This window comes from Thermophagus sp. OGC60D27, assembly GCF_052400625.1.
GTDB lineage: Bacteria > Bacteroidota > Bacteroidia > Bacteroidales > Marinilabiliaceae > Thermophagus.
The window spans coordinates 335,515-354,047 of the sequence record NZ_JBQTGH010000001.1 but is presented as its reverse complement, the minus strand read 5'-3'; the positions used below and the strand labels follow the sequence as shown (position 1 = coordinate 354,047).

Annotated in this window: 14 protein-coding genes; 6 read left to right on the top strand and 8 right to left on the bottom strand. The window is 41.9% G+C overall.

Annotated elements, in window-relative coordinates; genetic code table 11:
- The first annotated feature begins 85 nt into the window (after positions 1 to 85).
- Entirely contained in the window at positions 86 to 2,206 is a 2,121-nt protein-coding gene (locus tag ACT29H_RS01330) for a prolyl oligopeptidase family serine peptidase (protein ID WP_444819791.1), read from the top strand.
- A gap of 371 nt (positions 2,207 to 2,577) precedes the next feature.
- Positions 2,578 to 4,302 (top strand): TPR end-of-group domain-containing protein, encoded by a 1,725-nt coding sequence (locus ACT29H_RS01325; protein WP_444819790.1) that lies wholly within the window; start codon positions 2,578 to 2,580, stop codon positions 4,300 to 4,302.
- A 156-nt stretch (positions 4,303 to 4,458) separates the two neighbouring features.
- Here ACT29H_RS01325 and ACT29H_RS01320 read toward each other — a convergent pair whose 3' ends face one another.
- Positions 4,459 to 4,998: an RNA methyltransferase gene (locus ACT29H_RS01320; RefSeq protein ID WP_444819789.1), complete on the bottom strand. Its 540-nt coding sequence runs from the start codon at positions 4,996 to 4,998 to the stop codon at positions 4,459 to 4,461.
- Between the two features lie 203 nt (positions 4,999 to 5,201).
- Between ACT29H_RS01320 and sucC the strand changes: the two genes are divergently transcribed.
- Positions 5,202 to 6,389: an ADP-forming succinate--CoA ligase subunit beta gene (gene sucC / locus ACT29H_RS01315; protein WP_444819788.1), complete on the top strand. Its 1,188-nt coding sequence runs from the start codon at positions 5,202 to 5,204 to the stop codon at positions 6,387 to 6,389.
- Positions 6,390 to 6,866: 477 nt separating this feature from the next.
- Here sucC and ACT29H_RS01310 read toward each other — a convergent pair whose 3' ends face one another.
- The 3 genes from ACT29H_RS01310 to ACT29H_RS01300 form a co-directional block, all read right to left on the bottom strand.
- Positions 6,867 to 8,123 (bottom strand): arginine deiminase, encoded by a 1,257-nt coding sequence (locus tag ACT29H_RS01310; protein ID WP_444819787.1) that lies wholly within the window; start codon positions 8,121 to 8,123, stop codon positions 6,867 to 6,869.
- 416 nt (positions 8,124 to 8,539) lie between these two features.
- The gene (locus ACT29H_RS01305; RefSeq protein ID WP_444819786.1) at positions 8,540 to 8,827 is read right to left on the bottom strand and encodes a GroES family chaperonin; all 288 of its coding nucleotides are present in this window, start codon (positions 8,825 to 8,827) and stop codon (positions 8,540 to 8,542) included.
- Between the two features lie 304 nt (positions 8,828 to 9,131).
- Positions 9,132 to 9,710, bottom strand: a complete 579-nt coding sequence (locus ACT29H_RS01300; RefSeq protein ID WP_444819785.1) for a glutaredoxin domain-containing protein — start codon at positions 9,708 to 9,710, stop codon at positions 9,132 to 9,134.
- A gap of 321 nt (positions 9,711 to 10,031) precedes the next feature.
- Here ACT29H_RS01300 and nfo point away from each other — a divergent pair, with 321 nt between their 5' ends.
- The gene (nfo, locus tag ACT29H_RS01295) at positions 10,032 to 10,883 is read left to right on the top strand and encodes a deoxyribonuclease IV (protein ID WP_444819784.1); all 852 of its coding nucleotides are present in this window, start codon (positions 10,032 to 10,034) and stop codon (positions 10,881 to 10,883) included.
- A gap of 177 nt (positions 10,884 to 11,060) precedes the next feature.
- Positions 11,061 to 11,678 carry a DUF4294 domain-containing protein gene (locus tag ACT29H_RS01290; protein WP_444819783.1) on the top strand — a complete coding sequence of 206 codons (618 nt, stop codon included), beginning with the start codon at positions 11,061 to 11,063 and terminating at the stop codon, positions 11,676 to 11,678.
- A gap of 69 nt (positions 11,679 to 11,747) precedes the next feature.
- Here ACT29H_RS01290 and elbB read toward each other — a convergent pair whose 3' ends face one another.
- Positions 11,748 to 12,407, bottom strand: coding sequence for an isoprenoid biosynthesis glyoxalase ElbB (elbB, locus tag ACT29H_RS01285; RefSeq protein WP_444819782.1), 660 nt, complete (start codon positions 12,405 to 12,407; stop codon positions 11,748 to 11,750).
- A 1,097-nt stretch (positions 12,408 to 13,504) separates the two neighbouring features.
- On the opposite strand from elbB, the gene thpR reads away from it, so the two are divergent.
- On the top strand, positions 13,505 to 14,074 hold the full coding sequence (gene thpR / locus ACT29H_RS01280) for an RNA 2',3'-cyclic phosphodiesterase (RefSeq protein WP_444819781.1): 570 nt from the start codon (positions 13,505 to 13,507) through the stop codon (positions 14,072 to 14,074).
- 154 nt (positions 14,075 to 14,228) lie between these two features.
- Here the strand turns inward: thpR and ACT29H_RS01275 are convergent, their stop codons facing one another.
- The 3 genes from ACT29H_RS01275 to ACT29H_RS01265 form a co-directional block, all read right to left on the bottom strand.
- The gene (locus ACT29H_RS01275; RefSeq protein WP_444819780.1) at positions 14,229 to 14,825 is read right to left on the bottom strand and encodes an SOS response-associated peptidase; all 597 of its coding nucleotides are present in this window, start codon (positions 14,823 to 14,825) and stop codon (positions 14,229 to 14,231) included.
- A gap of 662 nt (positions 14,826 to 15,487) precedes the next feature.
- Entirely contained in the window at positions 15,488 to 17,464 is a 1,977-nt protein-coding gene (locus ACT29H_RS01270) for a hypothetical protein (protein ID WP_444819779.1), read from the bottom strand.
- 12 nt (positions 17,465 to 17,476) lie between these two features.
- On the bottom strand, positions 17,477 to 18,526 hold the full coding sequence (locus tag ACT29H_RS01265) for a 3'-5' exonuclease (RefSeq protein WP_444819778.1): 1,050 nt from the start codon (positions 18,524 to 18,526) through the stop codon (positions 17,477 to 17,479).
- Between the last annotated feature and the right edge of the window lie 7 nt (positions 18,527 to 18,533).

The following is an 18,533-nucleotide window of genomic DNA, read 5'->3' as shown; positions in this document are numbered from 1 at the left end:
ATCCTGAGAGAATAAGGTTGAGCATATGCGTTAATCTTTTCGTAGGAATTCCATCTGACCAATAAATTAGATAAACTTTATACAGATGAAACGAAATTTTATTGTTATCCTACTGTGTATAATGGCACTAACTTTTTCTTGTAAAGAGAGGCCGGGAAAACCCACCTATCCCGAAACCAAAAAAGTTGATTCGGTGGATGTTTATTTTGGGACTCGAGTGGCAGATCCTTATCGATGGCTGGAAGATGATCAGTCGGATGAAACCAAAGAATGGGTGCAGAAACAGGTGGCCGTTACCAGCCAATATCTGCAGAAAATTGCGTTTCGGACTAAAATTGAAGAGCGCCTTAAGGAGGTCTGGAATTACGAAAAACAAGGAACTCCCATCCGAAAAGGTAAGTACTGGTTCTTTTCCAAAAATGACGGACTCCAAAACCAGTCTGTGGTTTATGTCAAAGAAGGTCCTGACGGTCAGGAACGGGTTTTGTTGGATCCCAATCAACTTTCGGAGGACGGAACCGTAGCATTGGCCGACTACGCCATCTCAGAAAATGGAAAATATATGGCTTATGCCATTTCGAGAGGTGGATCCGACTGGCGGGAGATTTTTGTGAAAGAGGTTGCCACCGGCAACGATCTTGAAGACCATTTGGAGTGGGTTAAATTTTCAGAAATATCCTGGAAGGGGGAAGAGGGTTTCTTTTACAGTCGTTATGACGAACCCGAAAAAGGGGTGGAGTTGACCAATATCAATCAATTCCAACAGGTTTTCTATCATCAAGTGGGAAATAGTCAGGGAAAAGATCGGTTGATCTATAAAGATCCCGTTTATTCTCTGAGCAACTTCTCTGCCGTGGTGGACGATGATGGTCAACATTTGATTTTATACGGTACCCGGTCAACCAATAATAACTCACTGATGATAAAGAAAATTGGCAGTGAGCAATGGTTGGTGGCAGATACTACCTATGAGAATAATTCCTTTTATGTGGGAACGGTCAATGGTAAATATTGGGTTCTCACCGATTATGAAGCGCCTCGTTATCGGATCATGGCATTTGATCCGCAAGATCCGGCCATTGAAAACTGGCAGGAGGTAATTCCTGAAGCGGATGGCGTCTTAAAAGAAGCCACGTTATCCAAATCTTATGCCATTTTACATTACATGGTCGATGCCGAATCCAAATTGTTTGTGTATAATTTTAATGGGCACAAGGCTTTTGAAATCGATTTGGCAGGACATGGTTCTGTTGCTTCACTTAGATCCATTAAAGATGATGATGAGCTTTTCTATTATTATCACTCTTATAATGTTCCGGGACAAATCATAAAATACAACCTGGAAAAACACAGCAAGGAAGTAATTTTTAAACCGGATGTGGCTTTTGATGGCACTCAATATGTCACCGAACTGGTTTTTATTGAAGCCGATGATGGGGCTCAGGTGCCTTTGCATATTATTCATAAAAAGGGGATTGTGAAAGACGGAAGTAATCCGTTGATGCTCTATGGCTATGGCGGTTTCAATGTGGTATATCAACCCGGATTTGATATCCGGTTGATTCCCTGGCTCGAAAATGGCGGTATTTATGTGAATGCCCATATCCGTGGTGGCGGAGAATATGGAGCGGAATGGCATCAGGCTGGCACCAAATTGAACAAGCAGCGTGTGTTCGACGACTTTATTCTGGCCGCCGAAAAACTGATTGAGATGGGATATACCAGTAAAGGGAAAATTGCTGTCAGAGGAGGTTCCAATGGCGGCCTGCTGGTGGGGGCAGTGGTTAACCAACGTCCCGATTTGTTTGGCGTTGCCTTGCCCGCGGTGGGCGTTATGGATATGCTCAGATACCACAAATTTACCATCGGATGGGCATGGGCCAGTGATTATGGCCGTAGTGATGAGAGTGAGGAGATGTTTAAGTATCTTTATGCCTATTCTCCTTTGCATAATATAAAAACAGGTGTTGATTATCCAGCCGTTTTAGTCTTTACCGCCGATCATGACGATCGGGTTGTGCCGGCCCATTCCTTTAAGTACATTGCCACCCTTCAGGAGAAATACAAGGGTGATAAGCCCGTGCTGATTCGTATTGAAACCAAGGCTGGGCATGGTGCCGGCAAACCGGTGTCAAAAGCCATTGAGGAATTGGTGGATATGTATGCCTTTACGTTTTACAATCTGGGCGTAGTGCCCTATAAATAGAAACTGCAGGACAAATTTAGTGCGAATTGGGCAATGGAAAAATGAACAATGAAACCAGCAGCACTTCGGTTCGACTTAATGTAGGTTGATATCGTGATTGTTATAAACCATTTTTCGAGACTGTTTTTGTAGAAAAGATTTATTTTGATAGCTATATATTTGAATGATAGTTTCAGTTTAAGAAGAAATAATTGCCCAGAAAGAATAGTTAATCTGTTTTTTTTGCTTGATAAAGTTCAGCGATTGACTATATTTGCATTAAAACGTGTGGAATGGGTTTCATTTATTAAAAACATTCCTAAATTTGTAATAATTAGATAGAATTAACTATAGATAGGATTTATTCAAGAACAAATAATTCGGTTAACATTATGAAAAGAACAAGAATTAATCTTTTTGCTACAGTAACACTTGCTGCATTACTGGCAAGTTGTTCTGGCCTGGATAAGATGAAAGACAACGCTCCGGATGTAAAGTACACCGTTACCCCGGAAGTGTTGGAAGCACATGGCGGAAAAGTGCCAGTTACCATTAAAGTGCAAATCCCAGGCGGATATTTTGACAAGAAAACTGAAATTGAAGCCACTCCGGTTTTGGTTTATGAAGGTGGCGAAACAGCTTATGCTCCCTATCGTCTTCAAGGTGAAAGCGTAGACGGTAACGCTAAAGTGATTTCTTACTCCAATGGTGGTCAGTTTACTTACGAAGGTTCTGTTGATTACAATGAGAACATGCGCGTTTCTGACCTTGTTGTTCGCATTACAGCTACTAAAGGCGAAACTACTCTGGATTTTGAACCGGTTAAAATTGCAGAAGGGGTTATTGCTACTTCTCAATTGATGGGTAAAAAAGGTACGATTGCTGCTTTGGGCGAAGATCATTTCCAACGTATCACTCCTGAAGTTGGTGAGGCCGACATTCATTTCCTCATTCAGAGATCTAATGTTCGTCGTTCCGAGTTGACCAAAGAAGATGTTAAGACCTTGGAAGAATTTGTGAAAGCTTCCAAAGAAGCTGAAAATAAATCTTTCAAAAACGCTAACATTTCTTCTTATGCCTCTCCCGACGGGCCTATTGATCTGAACACCCGTTTGGCCGAACAACGTCAAAATGCTGCCAAAAAATATCTGGATCGTATCCTTAAAAAGAATGGTGTTGAAGGCGCCACTGCAGAAGATTTCTTTGAATTAAGAAGCACTCCCGAAGATTGGGAAGGGTTTAAAGAACTGGTTCAAAACAGTGATATTGAAGAGAAAGATTTGATTCTGCGTGTTCTGTCTACTTACAGCGATCCTGAAGTACGTGAATCTGAAATGAAGAATATGGCTGCTACTTACAAAGTGTTGGCCGAAAAAATCCTGCCTCAACTTCGTCGTTCGGTTATGAAAGTGAATGTTGAAGTTATGGGTAAATCAGATGCTGAAATTTCAGAACTGGCCGCTACTTCTCCGGCAGATTTGAACCTTGAAGAAATTTTGTATGCTGCTACTTTGACCAACAATCTGGACGATCAGCTTAAAATTTACAAGGCTGCTTTGAATCAGCATTCAAATTGCTGGAGAGCTCAAAATAACATCGGTGTTGTTTTGTTCAATAAAGGGGATGTTGAAGGAGCTAAAGGGGCTTTTGAAAAAGCAAATAGTATGAAAGCCAACGAACCGGTTGTGTTGAATAACCTTGGTGTGATCGCTTTGTATAATGACGATGTCGATACTGCCAAAGAATACTTCGACTCTGCTGCCGGTGCCGGTGCCGCTCTGGATAACAATCTTGGTGTATTGGCCCTTTACAATGGTAACTATGACGAAGCGGTTCGCTATTTCGGAAATGCTACAACCAGCAACGCTGCTTTGGCTAAATTGCTGAATGGTAACTACGACTCTGCTTTGGCTACCTTAAATGCTATTGACGCTGAAGTAGGTTTGAAACATTATCTGAAAGCCATCATCGGTGCTCGTCAAAATGATACTGATATGTTGTTTGCCGAACTGCGTAAGGCTGTTGAACTTGACAGTAGCCTGAAAGAATTGGCTGCAACTGATATGGAATTTGGTCGTTACTTCGAAGACGCCTCATTCAAACAAATCGTTCAATAAGACATTTTGATTTTTATCCAAATAAAAGGGCTGTCCAATATATTTTGGGCAGCCTTTCTGTTTTTATCTTTTTGAGGCGATTTCTCAGATCTTTGACTCTTTTGCCAATTTAGGTTGGTATCTTATTCCCCCTGAAAGGTTTGTAATAGTTGATTTTTATTTTTTCTGTTGAAACATTTTCCCGGCCAATTCCCACAGAACTATACCGGCTGAAACCGATACATTAAAGGAATGCTTGGTGCCGTATTGCGGTATTTCCAGACACAGATCGCATTGATCAATGACTTTCTGATCAACTCCTTTCACTTCATTTCCGAAAACGACGGCATATTTTTCGCCTTTGACAGGTGTGAAATCAGGCAGGCTGACACTTCCCTCTACCTGTTCCACGCCAATGAGTAAAAAACCTTCCTTTTTCAACAATTCTACCGCTTCTGTTGTTTTATCAAAGTAACGCCACGAAACGGCATCTTCTGCCCCCAACGCTGTTTTATGAATCTCTTTGTGAGGAGGGGTTGAAGTGATACCGCACAGGTAAATGGCGTGCAGCCGGAAAGCATCCGATGTTCGGAAGATGCTTCCCACATTATGGAGGCTTCTGACATTGTCGAGGACCACAACAATAGGCGTTTTGGGGGCCTCTTTGAATTGGTCGACGGTGATCCGGCCTAATTCATGTAGTTTTAATTTGCGCATGTTTAGCTTTTTAATGGGTGGCGCAAAATTAGTGAAACATGCATGACCATACAAGATCCGCACAATAAGAACAGGTCTAAACTGTGTCATGCCGTTTTTGTCCGGAGGATGGCCATCGCTTCCGGAACCGGTGAGAAGTTTATTCTATATGGATAAAGTTTATTGTATCAGACATTTTATTATAAAACAACAAAACCGAGTTTATGAATATTCATGAGTATCAAGCCAAAGAGATTTTAAAACAGAACGGGGTTTCCATTCAGGAAGGAATTGTAGCCTGTTCCCCTGACGAAGCTGTTAAAGCTGCCGAAAAACTTCAAAAAGAAACAGGAACCGGGTGGTGGGTGCTGAAGGCTCAGGTGCATGCAGGGGGACGTGGGAAAGGAGGAGGCGTGAAACTGGCCAAGAGTTTGGAGGAAGTGAAAAGTCTGGCGAAACAAATGATTGGAATGCAATTGGTGACCCATCAAACCGGACCGGAAGGTAAAAAAGTTCGCAAAATCCTCATTGCTCAGGATGTCTATTATCCCGGACCTGCTCAGAAAGAGGAGTTTTATATGAGCGTCTTGTTGAACCGAAAAACCGGACATCATACGATTATGTATTCCCCCGAAGGAGGGATGGACATTGAGCAGGTGGCTGAGCAAACACCGGAACTGATTTTCCGAGAAGAGATTGATCCCGGCAACGGCATTCTTCCTTTTCAAGCCCGAAAAATTGCTTTTAATCTGGGACTGTCCGGGAATGCCTTTAAAGAGATGACGAAGTTTATTTCGGCGCTTTATAGGGCTTATTCGTCTGTCGATGCTTCTCTGGTGGAGATAAATCCCGTTTTAAAAACTACCGATGATAAAATTCTGGCCGTCGATGCCAAATTTAATCTGGATGATAATGCGCTTTTCCGGCATCCCGAATTGGTGGAGATGCGCGACCTGGAGGAAGAAGATGCCACCGAGGTGGAAGCCGGGAAACATAACCTCAACTTTGTGAAGCTGGATGGTAATGTGGGATGTATGGTGAATGGTGCAGGACTGGCCATGGCGACCATGGATATCATTAAACTTTCGGGGGGTGAACCGGCCAACTTCCTGGATGTTGGAGGTGGCGCCAGCGCCGAAACGGTGGAAGCCGGTCTGAAGCTGATATTGAATGATCCTTCCGTGAAAGCGGTGCTGATCAATATCTTCGGGGGAATTGTTCGGTGTGACAGAGTCGCTAACGGGGTGGTGGAAGCCTATAAAAAGTTAGGAAACATTGAAGTGCCGGTTATCGTCCGATTGCAGGGAACCAATGCTGAAGAGGGGAAAAAGGTGATTGATGGTTCCGGATTGAAAGTGCGTTCGGCCATCACCTTGCAGGAGGCCGCCCAAATTGTGAAAGAAGTCGTTTGACGATTCCCTTAGGCTGCGCCTCTATTTTTGGTGATGAAACGAGCATGAACAACAAAGTTTGTCACGATAAGAACATGTTTAAACGCCTGGTCATGCGAGTTCCATCCGATCATTAAATGAGATCAACTTTATACGGATGAAATAATGAGGGTGTCTAAAAACACTTTGGGGGCTTTATGGTGCTCTGTAGGTTCGAGAAATCAAAGATACCTGAAGGTTAAGTAATAGTCCGTTTTGACACCCTCATTGAATTTCATCGTTGTCAGAATGTATTCATATCCTTATTGTTCAAGAAAAAACCACGATTGAGGTACACAAAGCATAATAATTGGAATGGGCCTATCTGTGGTAGGGGATCCACCAAAAGAAATTACCCATGTCCGGTGTTGGGGAAATTTCAATCCTGACCGCTCCGGCGGGTGGGGCATAGCCCCCTGTTTAATTCTTCAACCAAACGAACCACGCATCCCTAATTCTCTATTCCACTCTTTTCCGACGCACCGGCATGGTCATGCATCGTGCGCCACCGCCACCACGTGGAAGTTCGGAACCCTCAATGGTGATAATAAACTTCTCGTATTGGTCCAGCGACACCGTGCCATTGATTACGCTCATGGCTTCAATCACCGAATATCCTTCTTCCTGAAGCGCTTCTATGGTGTGCACGTTTCGGGCGTAGCCGATAAGTCTTCCCGGAGCTAGGGCGAAAAAGTTGGCGCCACTGTGCCATTGTTCGCGTTCCTGTTGCCACAGATCGTGGCCGCCGCATGGCACCGCCTTCAATGGCATGCCTAAAGAGTCGAGACATTGCAACAATCCCGGTTGACGGGAAATATTTTCCACTTTTCCATTATCAATGGTCATCAATATGGTTCCATAGTTATTTTCATGTTTTAGGACCGGTTCGTAGACCATACACGTATCTTTATCCAGCAGCGTGAAAATCATGTCCAGATGGATAAACGACTCCGGCTTGTCGGGAAGCTGTTGCACGATGATGTGGATCCGGCTCTTTTGCTTCTTAAGGTGTTGAACCAGAAAGTCGATGCCTTGTGTGGAAGTTCTCATGCCATTTCCTACTATCAGAATATCTTCGCGTGCGATGAGAATATCGCCTCCTTCAATAAATGTTTCGGCCCCAAGATCCTGCTTGCTCATCGGGTTGACAATGGCCGTTTTAAAACGGGGAGAATGACGGAATATGGCGTCCATGATTATGGTTTCCCGCTCTCTGACCCGGTTGGCCATTTTCGAAATCAGAATATCATTGTAGATGGTTGCCGAAGCATCGCGGGTAAAGAAAAAATTGTGAAGCGGCTTCAGGGCGTAACGCTCTTCCGATAAAAAGGTGGTGAGCGAGTCGCGTTTCAGCGCTACCCCTTCAATGAGCTGGGAGGCCAGTTCACGGGGACTCAGTGACAGCAAATCGTTTTTTATTTCCGGCACCCTTTCAAAGGTGCAGATGCGATCAACCAGGGAGGTTCTGACTTCCTGGTTGACCAGGATTTCGGTCAGTAGATCTTTTACCTGGAAGGTGGTGGTGAGCTTTTCCAGTACCCCGTGCAGCTGAAGGTATTCTTCTTGTACCACCGGAAGGTTCAGTATGTCACTATAGAGGGCTCTTTCTGCATTGCCCGGCGTCATATTTTCCACTTCCAGACCGGGCGTGTGAAGGATGACTGCTTCTATTTCTCCTATCTCTGATGTGATGAATGGTTCTATCGGTTGACTCATAAAAATGACGATTTTTGGTTGCTTATTACTCTCTTTTATGGGTTGCAATTTGTGTTGGGGCAGGGGTGAGTTTCATATCAGTTGGTGATTATAATAATGCAATTTAGCAATTGTTACCGATAAAAAATGTGATTTTTGTTCACTCTTTGCGCAAAGCGTTTGATTACACGTGGTTTTTATAAAAAAAGAAGCCGGTAACTTAATGCTACCGGCTTTTTTGAATCAACTGATCGTGGCAGTTTTTGCTTCAATTCAATCGTCATTCTTCAATGCCACTTGTAAATGATTTTCGGTTGTTGGTTCAATAACCGTCTTCGGTCACTGAAGAATGTATTGTCTCCGCAAAATAGGCGACGACCTGTTGCAATATATGATGGAATAATTAATTGTCTAACGTCCTGAAAAAACGTCAACGATCAGATGCTTTCTGTCTCAACAACTTTTCCCAGGATGTCGGAATAGGGGATCAGCAAAAATTTTTTCCCTTCAAATTCCAGTTCGGTACCCGAAAACTCTTTATAGAGCACCGTGTCGCCGACGGCTATTTCGGGGTTGTCAATGTTACTGATTCCCGCAACTTTTCCGGTTTTTTCTTTGCTTTTGGCACTGTCGGGAATGATTATCCCCGATGCCGTTTTTTGTTCTGCCGTTTCTTCGGTCAATTCCAGCAGAACATTTTGATTAATTGGCTGTAATTCTCTCATGTTCTATTTTTAATTTAGTGGTTTAACAAATGTTATTTTAATACCAATTATTTGTTCGTATAAAATTTACCTATTTTGTTGATCTATTAGTTGTTATGGTTGGGTGTTGGCACTTTGTCAACGAACCATCGCCTATCGACCTAATAACCCAATGGCCCATTGGCCTAATAACCTATCGGCCTATTGACCTAATAACCCAATGGCCTATTGGCCTAATAACCTATCGACCTATCGACCTAATAACCCAATGGCCTATTGGCCTAATAACCTATCGACCTATTGTATTGAAATTCGCCGTGTCCGTTTAATTGATGCCCAGCAGCGTGTTGATCCGGTTTCTGTCGAATCCAACCACCACTTGTCCGTCGATTAGACTTTGTGGAACGCCCTGTTGTCCGCTGCGACGAACCATCTCTTGAGCGGCTTTCTCATCTTTGCTGACATCAATTTCCCGGAATTGAATCTGATGATTCCTTAAATATTCTTTCAACGTGCGGCACCACGAGCAGGTGGGGGTGGTATATACGATCACCTGCTTTTGTTTCTCGCCGTTTTCTGATGCGGCGGAGACCGTGGCCGGTTTGAAGAAACTTTCCAGAGCCCCGGGCTGGTGGCATCCTTTGAGCTGACGACCCGGTTTCCCCGATTTGAATTCTATGACTACCGGGGCCGTGGTGATGTGATATTCGGGATGAACATCGCGCACTTCTGCAACGTTTACAGTGAACAGTGGCTTGTCCATATCCATTTCCAGTGCTTCCAGATTGGAAAGCGCACAATCGCTTTGTTCCGATCCTTGTTTGTAAATCAGAAGATAGAGGTCAGGATCTTGTTGGAGCCGATCTCTGAAATCCTGCAATGAGGTTATCGCCTGATGTTTCATGCTTATTGCTTTTATTGTATCTGTTTTTTTTGTTTTACTCTTTATTGATAGGTCCTCAGTACTATGAGTCTTAATCTAACATCTATCATCTAAATATCTAATATCTAATTATCTAACATCTAAATATCTAACATCTATCATCTATCAATCTACCATCCAACAGTCTAATTATCTAAAAATATACATTTGTCCATAAATCAGAAATAATGCCAGATTGAAGCGATTGACAAAATGACAGATTTCGTTAACGTGAATATTTTTGATATCTTGCATCATCGTGAAAAAAATGGATTTTAGGATTATTTTTTAAGGGTTAATGTCATGACAAAAAAATTTATCGGAGCCCATGTCAGTGCTGCCGGTGGTGTGGAGAATGCGCCGTTGAATGCTGCAGAAATTGGGGCAAATGCATTTGCCTTGTTTACCAAGAATCAACGTCAATGGAAAGCAAAGCCCTTGACGGAAGAGAGTATCCAAAAGTTTAAGGAGAATTGTAAGGCCAAAGGTATTTCTCCATCTCATATTCTGCCTCACGACAGTTATCTCATTAACCTGGGACATCCCGAAGAGGCCGGAATTGAAAAATCGCGTGCCGCCTTCCTGGATGAGATGCAACGATGCCAGCAGCTTGGCCTGAAATTGCTTAACTTTCATCCCGGAAGTCATCTCAATAAGATAACGGAAGAAGATTGCCTCAAACGGGTGGCCGAATCCATCAATTGGGCTCTGTCGAAAACCAATGGGGTTACGGCGGTCATTGAAAACACGGCTGGTCAGGGTTCTAATGTCGGCTATCGTTTTGAACATCTGGCTGCTATCATTGAAAAGGTGGACGACCGCTCCAGAGTGGGTGTCTGTATCGATACCTGCCATGGATGGGCGGCCGGTTATGATTTTTTATCGGAAGAGGGATATGAAGATACCTGGAAGCTATTTGATGATATTGTGGGATTGAATATGTTGAAGGGAATCCATCTGAACGATGCCAAAAAAGAGAGAGGCAGTAAGGTGGATCGTCATGCCAGTCTGGGAGAAGGCTATTTGCAGGAGGTTACGTTTGCCAGAATGATGAAAGATCCCCGTTTTGACGATATCCCCATTATTCTGGAGACGCCACAACCCGATTTGTGGCCAAAGGAAATTGAATGGTTGAATAAAGAGGCCGGCCAATAGTGGTTGTCTGGGATTTTGATCCATGCCTCAAATCAGATCCATTGGGCTTTGATGTTTATTCTATTTAGTTCCTTTGCGCAGATCGATCGTGAGGGCGGATGTCGATATTGTTCATGGGTCGTTGGCCGATCCATAGCTTTTGATGGTTTTCGGCTAACTGTTTAACGATAGGTGTTTATGAGATTCTGCCGATACATTATAGTGTGTGGAATATTTTCTCTGACTTTCGGCTTTGGGCTTTGCGCCCAAAAGGTAGATACTGCCCGAATGGCCGGGAAGAAGGTGTATATGCTCAAATCGAAAGTGCTGGGTACCGATACCATACCTCATGTGACTCTTGCGGAAGTGAAGGTCGTTCCCCGTTGGCGCTATCGTAACAAGCGGGAGCGTAAGGTCTACAACCGTCTGGTGCGGAATATTAAGATTACCTTGCCTTATGCCCGGATGGCCGCCGTAAAACTGCAAGAGATCAATGCTGAACTGGCACAGATAGAAGGAGAAAAAGAACGCAAGGCTTACCTTCGCGAAGCAGAAAAAAAATTGTTTCATGAGTTTGAGCAGCCTTTACGAAAGCTCTCTTTTTCGCAAGGACGACTGTTGATCAAGCTCATCGACAGAGAAACAGGGGATACCAGTTATGACCTGATTAAAGAGTACAAAGGCAGCTTCTCGGCCTTTTTCTGGCAGTCGGTGGCCCGAATCTTCGGATCCAACCTGAAGGAAGAATATGACGCCCAACGGGAAGATCGGATGATTGAGCATATCATCATCATGATCGATAACGGCATGCTATAAAAAAAGAGACCTTGTGCGGTTCTGTTGCTTGAGGTCCCTTTTTTATGTGTGATGAGTCGTGTCTGCCCATTAATTTTTCATCATGCCAAATACGGCTTTAACGACGTTTTCCGCCCCCAGGGCTATCTGATCGATGGTGGCATCCAGCATGTAGCAGGGGGTGGTGGCAATTTTCAGCTGTTCGTCGGTCACTACTTCCCCATGCGTAGTATCCACATGAGTGCTTCCCATAGCCTGGACGGCACCGGCCGTTTCCTGATCCGAGCCGATGGTTATTTTTCCGCCGCTCAGCACTTTGGCCAGTATTACCGGTGAGATGCACAAGGCGCCAATGGGTTTTCCGGCGGCGTTGGTCTCGCGGATGGCCCGCTCCACCTCCGGATGGACGGTGCAGTCAGCACCGTCGAAAGCAAAGGTGCACAAATTCTTGGCTGCACCAAAGCCGCCGGGAAACATTAATGCATCAAAGGCGTCGGCACGGAAAGCACTCAGGGGTTGTATCTTCCCTCGGGCTATGCGGGCCGATTCTACCAGTACGTTTCGTTTTTCCGACATCTCATTTCCTGTAAGATGATCTATTACATGATGTTGCTCCATATCGGGGGCAAAAAGGGAATATTCGCCTCCGGCTTTGGCGATGGCCAGCATCGTGAGCACCGCTTCGTGGATCTCGGAGCCGTCAAAGACTCCGCATCCTGACAGAATGACTGCTACTTTTTTCTTCGACATAAGTATGATATTTTAATTTTCTGTGGTTAATCGGAATTTAAGGAAACTTACTTCAACCAGTCGGTTTGTCATAGCAAGAACAGAGATGAATTTTAAGTCGCGCGACTTAAATCTGACGATAAAAATTTGCATGACTGCCGAATACAAAGATTTTTAATTTTTTAATATTGTGCAATACTCTAATTATTTATTACTCTGTTTTCTTTCTCAATTGCCAATAATAGAGCGAAGATGGATTTTTAATATCTTTTCGGTAGTTCTTTTGTCTTCATTGCAAGATCCATTGCCATCCTTCCTTTATGTCTAAAATTTATTTAACCCATTGGCCAATGGAAACTAATGTTAGGTTTCAGTGATTCGTCGGTTTTGCACTTCAATCTCCTCAATCCCCTCAATCTTACCAATCTCATCAATCTCACCAATCTCATCAAACCTCTCAATCTCATCGCCTAAAAGCCTATCGACCTACCGCCCTATCGCCCTATTGACCTAGCGACCTATTGACCTATCGGCCTATCGACCTATCGACCTATTGACCTATCGGCCTATTGACCTATCGGCCTATTGACCTATCGGCCTATCGACCTAAAAATTTTCCGTCCCATTTCCCGGGAAAATTGATATAACTCTTGAGTATGGTTATGATTCCCGAAAAAATGATTCTCCCCCGGTGATGGTGAAAATTTTGCGGGCATGATGAAAAATCGACGGGCATGGTCAGATATTTTCGGGCATAATGAAAAATCGACGGGTATGATCAAAAATTCCCGGAAATAGTGAAAATTTCGCGGTGAAAGTCAAAATTTTTCGGTGAATATGAAAATTCGACGGGGAATGTCAGAAATTTCCGGTGAAAATGAAAATTTTCCGGTGAATACGAAAATTTGACGGGGATTGTCAGAAATTCGCGGTGAAAATGAAAATTTCTCGGTGAAAACGAAAATTTTTCGGTGAATATGAAAAATTGAAGGGGATTGTCAAAAATTCGTGGTGAAAATGAAAATTTTTCGGTGAATATGAAAATTCGACGGGGAATGTCAAAAAAAATCCGGTGAAAAATATCTCCAAAGAATGTCGATCTTTAAAGAAAAAAACAAATGCAACGTATCAGAACCTTTATAGGAATACCTTTAACCGGCCTTTATGGGCTTGAGTCGTGGCAAGAGGCGTTAAAAACCAAACTTGTGGATGGGAAAGTGAAATGGAACGAAAAACATCTCTGGCACCTGACGCTGAAATTTATCGGCGACCTGGAACTTAAGGACGTGGATGCGTTAAGGTCTTCCCTAAGAAAGGAATATGACGGTATCTCCGACGGCGAGATCATTCTGAAAGGGGCCGGTGTTTTTGGTCAACCCCAAACGCCAAAGGTTGTATGGGCTGGTATTGAAACTACTCAATGGCTGCATGAGCTTTGGATGAAAACATTGCAGGGCGTTTCGGCCCTTGGGTTGGAAACGGATAATAGACCGTTTCGGCCTCACCTTACCATCGGGCGGGTCAAATATCTAAAGAACACCAAAGCGTTGCTCGATGAGGTGGAAGCAGTGAAAAATATGGAGTGGGGAACGGTGCCGGTTCAGTATGTTGTGCTCTACAAAAGCCGGCTGACCACCAATGGTCCCATTTATTCCGAAATAGAGCGTTTCACACTGGGGAATGGGTAAGGTAAGAAGTGTTTTTTGACGCCAGATTGTCCGGGAAATCTGTATTTCACTCTGTGCAACTCTGAGTAACAAAAAAGTGGTCTTGTTAACACAAATCACTGCAATCGTAATAGATACATTCTGCCTTCTGATTCCTGCCTTTAGTCTGTCGAAGTTAGAGCGGTTCTGCCACCAACCTGTCGTTGGCCATGATCAGTGCCCGGCCGTTTAGCCACTCTTCTTCATTTTGGGGGATTACCGGCATGCGTTGTTTGGTGTTGTGGATGCGGCTCATGAGCTCATTGGCGCGGGTGGTGATGATGGTGTAGGTGTTGGCGACCTGTCCCGATGCCGGATTTTTCCATTGGCTCCAGAGGCCGGCAAAGGCAAAGAGCTCGCGGTCGCCAAGGGTCAGCAGGTATTTTTGTTTCTTTTTTCCTTTGTCATCGAGCCATTGCCACTCAAAAAAGCCGTCGGCAATGATCAGACACCGTTGGTGGAGCACCGCTTTAAACGAGGGCTTACGGTCGAGCGTCTCCAGGCGGGCGTTGAGCGTATAGCGGCGGATCTCTTCATCCCCTGCCCAGGGCGGTATCAGGCCCCATCTGAAGGACTGAATCTGCCCGGGCTGCTCGTTGGTAATCACCGGCGTCAGCGGAAAATTGAAGCCATTGAACTCCTGCGGCGCGTACCAGCCCGCATCGCTAAAGACCGCCCGAAAGCGGGTCTCTATCTCGTGAGCACTTTTGTTGAGTTGCGTTCTGAAACACATGGTTCGTTGATTCGTTTCCGGGTGTAAAGGTATTGGTTTTTGGTGTAATGGCGATTAATAAAATGAGGGGGGGGTGACCGGGATTGCAAATTCCTGAAAAAGAGTGTTGTGGATCCGAAATCCACAAAGACGGGGTAATTTCGGCGAAATGGGACGTTGTGTATTGAATGGGATTGCAAATCCCTGAAATATAGCGTTGTGGATTGCAAATCCACAACGACGGGAGGTTTAGTTGTTATTTATCTATTCGTTGGTATGACGCAGTTCATCTGTATTCGAAAGTTCTATCACGACTTGGTCACCACATTTTTAATATTATTTACCCATCGCATCCTGTCCACCAGAGTAACACTTATTTTTATCGCATCAAGACGGGGTTTACCAGATGCTTACAGTAGGATACTGCTGAAGGAACAGCAGGTTATATCAGCCTGCCTAAACTGACTGTAAAACAATTATATAATACGATCTCGTGTCGCAATAACGGAAAATTGTATGGTGTCGTTGCGGATTACGTGAATTTTCTCTTTCAGAAAACCACTAAACTATGGGCGAGTGACAATGCTCAAAACCCGCACTGAACCCGCTATGCACTATACAAAATGTTGGGGGTATGTACTTTCTTTTTCACAGTCTCCCCGCATGTATGACTCTTTATGGCTCTATTTGAACATATCTTCTTTTTTTAATTGAATTCCCTCTGCTCGATTTATTTTAACAAATTCTACTTTATTTGCTAAATTCTCTTTGATAAATGCTTTCGCATTTTTAACATTATAACTCCAAGTCGTAGTAGAACTCAAATGGGTATTCAAGTCTGCAATTTTACAAGGAGAATTTTGTTTTAAGTATTTTAATATCAGCTCTGTATAATTACACCCTGTTTTTGGCGATTGTTTGACAATCCTAAACTTATCATCTAATTCATTAAAATCTAAATCTCGTTTCCCTTTACAGCCATTTTTATAGTCTGAACAGCCATAAAAATCACCTTTTGAATGTTTTCTTAAAACCATTTCTTTTCCACAAATTGGACAATTATGATTCTCTCTAATTGTACCCTCTGTTAAAGTATCTTTTTCCTGTTCCTCAACCTTAACTGATTGGTTCAAAATATTTTTTTGTAAAAATTGTTCGGATGACTTTACTTTTTCCTCTTTAGGTAAATCACCTAACAAGTCAATATTATGAAGTTGTTTATATATGGCCTTATATGTACTTGTCAAACAATCAATGTTTGAGCTAAAAAAGTCAGATGTAAATACCCTTGATAGATTTGCAAATCCGCAAATACAACCATAAAATCCAAATGCAAGACGACCATCTTCAATTTCAGAGGAAATAAGGAAATCATTCAACTTTTCAAAATCTTCTCCTTTTAGTAAAAATGATGCAATTGCAGATATCAGACCTGTATTCCAATTAATGTTAAAAGCCTCTTGTCCTGCAATATTTCGTCTTAAATTGTTAAGATATTTATTTGCACTATGATTTTTCCACTCATCTTCTCCAATGTAACTTTTCATTTTTTTTGTGATCTCGTCAGCTAAGCGAGAGCGCTGTGAGCTAAATGAAGATTCTGTAATATCAGTTAAAACAAAAATATCATTGACTAAATTTTGATACCATTGTCTGGTTTCTTTCTTTTCAAGAATGGGGTCATCAAATCTGGTCAATCTGTTATTGGCAATTGCAACCTCATCCCAGTTAAAGTTAAATCGTAAAACATTTTGAGTTGGAATTAATCCATTACACCTGTTTTTTAACTCTAGCAATGATGATTCATATCTAGATTTGCTGATAAGAGTGTTGAAAAAGTTTTGAAAGTCTATTTCCTCCTGTTTTCTTAAACCAAATTGATTGTACAAAGTATCCCAAACCTCTTGATACTGGTCTGGTAACTTTGACTTCAAATAACTCTTAACTTTTATATACTGATAGGCATTAATTCGACATAAAAGCTGTTTGAGATCATCTCGTTGCTGTTGTGTGCCATTTTCAGTAACTCCATTAACTATTGCTGATGAAAGGTTCTCTATTTGTTTAACCAAGTGTTTTAACTGAACAGTCTCCTTTGTGACTGATTTATTTGCAGCAATCAAATAAGCATAGGCAAAACCTTTAATTTTGTTTTTTTGATTATCGTTTTCTACCTCTTGATAGTTCAGACTACGAAAATCAGATATTGAATCTATTTTGAATTTTTTCTTTTCTGACTGCCAAACCTTAATATTGTTTCTATACAGATTAACTAATTTGGTTTCAGCGCTTGATTCAGAACGAGATAGTGTCGTGCGTTTCTGCTCTGATGAAAAGAAATAAATGTTAGAGTTAAAAGGATTCAAATAGACAGTTCTGTCGATTTGCCAAATTCCATTTTCTATTTTTTTTAATCCATTATATTCAGAATCAATATCAATTTCAATTACCATTGGGTAGTTGACTAGTTCACTTTTAGGAATTTGAAATTCAGGAAAAACTTCGAAAAGAAGCAAAGAATTTTCAAAACAATTTAAATCAACCTTTTCAAAAGTTTTATATCCAAAATTTCTTTGCGAATAAAATGCACTTGGAGATACAGATTCACAAGACATTATATTATTGAAATTCAATGAACTTGTCGGTATAAATAATTTCATAATTTTCAAATTTTAAATATCTTCAATTTCATCAAACTCTGTCGTTTTATACAAGCTTGGTGGAACTGGCGCAAAGAATGAAGATAAGTCTCCACTATGTAAAATATACAAATTCTTATAGGTTCTTGTCATTGCGACATATAGAGATTTCTGTTTGCTATATCCATTATCATTTTCAATAGTACAATCAGGCAAAAATACTGTTTCAAATTGTAATCCCTTAGCAGAATGATATGTCATTAATTTGGGATTTGAAGTTTCAAAATTTAAAGTGTTTCTGCTATTTCTCCAATTTCCCCTATCTTCAAACTTAACTTCATTGTTTATCCCTTTTTTAGTTAATACCTCGCTTGCACTTTTAACCTGTTCATTATGCGGAAATAATATACCAACATCAGTAAGTTTATTGTTATTTATAATTCTTGCAATAGCTTCAATTTGCTTGTCGTAATTCGAATAAGATAAAATACGAGGAATGGAATTTTCGTTACTTTTATATGTTCCTTCATTATAGCGAGTTCCTACGCCAATATAGCTTTCTGTAACTTTTGCAATTGGTTTAGGCAGTCGATAATTAAAATACAATGGAAATTCTGACAAACCTGCTTGATATGCAATGTCTCTGACCTCCTGAGTATCTTTTAACCCATCAAAAATTGATTGTGCAGTGTCTCCAAAAAAGAAAAAGTGTTTTCGAGTAGAATTTTTAAACTCTTCAATTTCCTCTTGTGTGAAATCTTGTATTTCATCTACAATGACGTAATCCGATTGTGGACAACCTCGTTTATTCTTCCAATGCCAGTGATAATAAAATTCATTTGTTAAGCCAAGGGCTTGACGTCCAGAATTCATATAACTGCTTAAGGAGTTTGTAAATACAATTATCTGATAATCATTGCCTTTTTCTTTTTGAATTTGTTTTGCTTTATGTAAGGCAATTACAGATTTACCACTTCCTGCACACCCTGAAACTACCATTGATTGGTCTAGAGTGCGATAGAGTAAATCTCTTTGATAATCATCTAAATCTGATTCTTTTATAAAAAAATCTTTCTTTGGCATTCCTTGA

Excerpts from the sequence above, each read along its gene's own strand:
- ACT29H_RS01330 (WP_444819791.1), top strand. The coding sequence starts at position 86 with ATGAAACGAAATTTTATTGTTATCCTACTGTGTATAATGGCACTAACT.
- ACT29H_RS01325 (WP_444819790.1), top strand. The coding sequence starts at position 2,578 with ATGAAAAGAACAAGAATTAATCTTTTTGCTACAGTAACACTTGCTGCA.
- ACT29H_RS01320 (WP_444819789.1), bottom strand. The coding sequence starts at position 4,998 with ATGCGCAAATTAAAACTACATGAATTAGGCCGGATCACCGTCGACCAA.
- sucC (WP_444819788.1), top strand. The coding sequence starts at position 5,202 with ATGAATATTCATGAGTATCAAGCCAAAGAGATTTTAAAACAGAACGGG.
- ACT29H_RS01310 (WP_444819787.1), bottom strand. The coding sequence starts at position 8,123 with ATGAGTCAACCGATAGAACCATTCATCACATCAGAGATAGGAGAAATA.
- ACT29H_RS01305 (WP_444819786.1), bottom strand. The coding sequence starts at position 8,827 with ATGAGAGAATTACAGCCAATTAATCAAAATGTTCTGCTGGAATTGACC.
- ACT29H_RS01300 (WP_444819785.1), bottom strand. The coding sequence starts at position 9,710 with ATGAAACATCAGGCGATAACCTCATTGCAGGATTTCAGAGATCGGCTC.
- nfo (WP_444819784.1), top strand. The coding sequence starts at position 10,032 with ATGACAAAAAAATTTATCGGAGCCCATGTCAGTGCTGCCGGTGGTGTG.
- ACT29H_RS01290 (WP_444819783.1), top strand. The coding sequence starts at position 11,061 with ATGAGATTCTGCCGATACATTATAGTGTGTGGAATATTTTCTCTGACT.
- elbB (WP_444819782.1), bottom strand. The coding sequence starts at position 12,407 with ATGTCGAAGAAAAAAGTAGCAGTCATTCTGTCAGGATGCGGAGTCTTT.
- thpR (WP_444819781.1), top strand. The coding sequence starts at position 13,505 with ATGCAACGTATCAGAACCTTTATAGGAATACCTTTAACCGGCCTTTAT.
- ACT29H_RS01275 (WP_444819780.1), bottom strand. The coding sequence starts at position 14,825 with ATGTGTTTCAGAACGCAACTCAACAAAAGTGCTCACGAGATAGAGACC.
- ACT29H_RS01270 (WP_444819779.1), bottom strand. The coding sequence starts at position 17,464 with ATGAAATTATTTATACCGACAAGTTCATTGAATTTCAATAATATAATG.
- ACT29H_RS01265 (WP_444819778.1), bottom strand. The coding sequence starts at position 18,526 with ATGCCAAAGAAAGATTTTTTTATAAAAGAATCAGATTTAGATGATTAT.